This window comes from Helicobacter bizzozeronii, from assembly GCF_900196775.1.
Lineage (GTDB): Bacteria > Campylobacterota > Campylobacteria > Campylobacterales > Helicobacteraceae > Helicobacter > Helicobacter bizzozeronii.
In genome coordinates this window covers 1-2,341 of sequence record NZ_FZLB01000088.1, presented here as the reverse complement: position 1 = coordinate 2,341, position 2,341 = coordinate 1, and the positions used below count along the sequence as shown (strand labels likewise).

The window sequence follows — 2,341 nt, the reverse complement described above, 5'->3', positions numbered from 1 at the left end:
TCTTCCAACAACACAGCTATGATCCCAAACCCTTACAAAAATACCTAAACTCCTTGCGCCTACTCTCCATTGATAACGCCCCCTGTGTGTATTTGAACTCCCAAGACAAGTTACTAGTGTTTAAGTCTAATAATACGCTATGCTTGGCGTTGCAAGAACACTTAGAAAAGGAATTTAAATGATACACTCGAATTTTCTTGCTCCACAAGATGCCATAAAATTAAAAGGAATTGCTATGCGTGCTTTGATTTTATTAGTTTTGTTGATTGTGCTAGGTTTTGCTAAAGAGCCCACAATGCTTAAGGTGGAGCTCAAGACAGAGGATAGCCCAACACTCACCGCCCTCATCCAAGGCGTTAGCAAAATGCGCGCTAACATGGTCTCTAACCAATTAGATGCCCTAACGCAGTTTGGGGCTGCAGGGTGTGAGATGCGCAAATATGATGAATACTTATCTAATCCAGCAAATGATCTGGTGGATTTTGGGGCAGATTTGCTCCAATACACCCCTTTAGGGCAAGGCTTATTGCAAAAACTCGAACCCTATGGCGATGAACAAAAAAAGGATTTTTTAAAAAATTTCAAGCAATTTGAAGGCGTCCATCTCTTATACTTGGTTGAAAACTCTTCATCTTATTATTGTAGCCCTGTAATCAAATACAAAGCCACGCCCCAGCAGATCGCCCAAGATTTTTTTGATAGCATCAACTTCATCTACACGCCCTTAATCCAAGCCTATAAAGTGGGCTTAGACCCCATAGCTTATCTGCGTTCTCTTAATAGTGATGCATTGTGGGAACTAATCTGCCAAGATTGTAATATCAATCAGACCTTGCAACTCTATCTCAACGATCCCAATCTTTTGGGTAACAAACCCACAAGCGTATTTTTACAACATTTAGAACACGACATAAAGGCGATGGTTTCTGCCAACAAATTTTGGCAAGCTCTAAGCAATGGCAAAATTGTATGGGCTAATCTAGCCCTAACCGCCGCTGGGAGCACAGATGAATTTATAGGAACAAAAGATGACCCCTACACGCTTTTTTCCACCTACTATTTAGCACGCACAGCTTTTTTGCTTTTGCACGCTAATTCTTACATCAATTCCCAATATATAGACACCAAAGAACTCCAAGAACACCCCACCCTCTGTTTAAACCCCAGATACCTTTCTTCCAAATACCAACAAACCTGCTTGCAAGTTTTCAAAACCCAAACCTACAATCGAGCCGATTTAAACCACTACCTTAAAGCAATGCGGCTTGTTTCCATTGATACGACTCCGTGCTTGTATTTAGACTCTAAGGACAAAGTCCAAGCACTTCGATCTAAAAATGCCCTTTGTTTGGCGTTGCAAGAACATTTCATACAGAGAACACCCTTTTCTAAGGCATTTAGGGCACTTTATCATTACATGGATCAACCGAATCGAAAAATCATAAGCGGTCTGAACATGGATGAGGGGTGGAAATTTATGCGGGTTGCGGGGCAAATTCCGGGCTATATAAAAGGGGTGATCCCCTTAGCGCAAACAGCGATCCAACAAATACCCTTATACCAAGAATTTAAGCCCAACAACAAAGCAGAAACGCAGTTTTTGGCGCATTTGAAACAGCGGGAGATGTTGCGTGCCTTAGATATGATCGACAAGTATCAAAATAAAGATGATGAGTCCTATCATCTTAAAAGTGCCCTAGCAACACAACAATTCTTGGACACCGCAACCCTGATCTATGCCCCGCTTTTCAATGCTAAAAAGGCAGGGTTGGACCCCATCGCCTATCTTAAAGAACTCCAGCATATATTGGTTGATAAAAAGAAATGCGATCCCACCCTACCTAAGCCAGATGATGACGATGACAAGAAAACATGCATGGCACGCGCGCATGCGACTCTTAGTGCCGGCGGATATAACATCTCGGACAACCAATCGCTTGAGAAATTACACAGAGCCTTAAAGAATCTAGATGATGCCTATCAGTTTTTCAAACCAGATATCTCTTCGCGGGGTTTGTGGGAACGCTTAACTCTGGCACACCTCTTAGGCGATGATAAAGAGAACAATAAAGATGTTCCACCCGCCTATTATGCCGATGATAATATTTATGGAAATTTTTTACACCACTACCAACCAAAAATAGATCCTAGCCATTTTTCTGCCCTTTATTTAGCCCGCATCCTTGTCTTCAGCCACAACGCCCTTTTTTACGACCGCTTAAAAGACGATGATCCCACCATCTTAAAAAACCACCCCACGATGTGCTTAAATCCCAAATACTTAAGCCCCAAATCTAAGCAAACCTGCCTACAACTCTTTAAAACCCAAACCTACAACCCA

Annotated in this window: 1 protein-coding gene and 1 pseudogene; both read left to right on the top strand. The window is 42.0% G+C overall.

The genetic code is table 11. From position 1 onward, the window contains the following. Positions 1–182 (top strand): annotated as a pseudogene (locus C5684_RS08240) (hypothetical protein); the annotation flags it as partial. Positions 183–235: 53 nt separating this feature from the next. Then, positions 236–2,341, top strand: a 2,106-nt coding sequence (locus C5684_RS09355) for a hypothetical protein (protein WP_199764529.1), incomplete at its 3' end; no start/stop codon positions are given.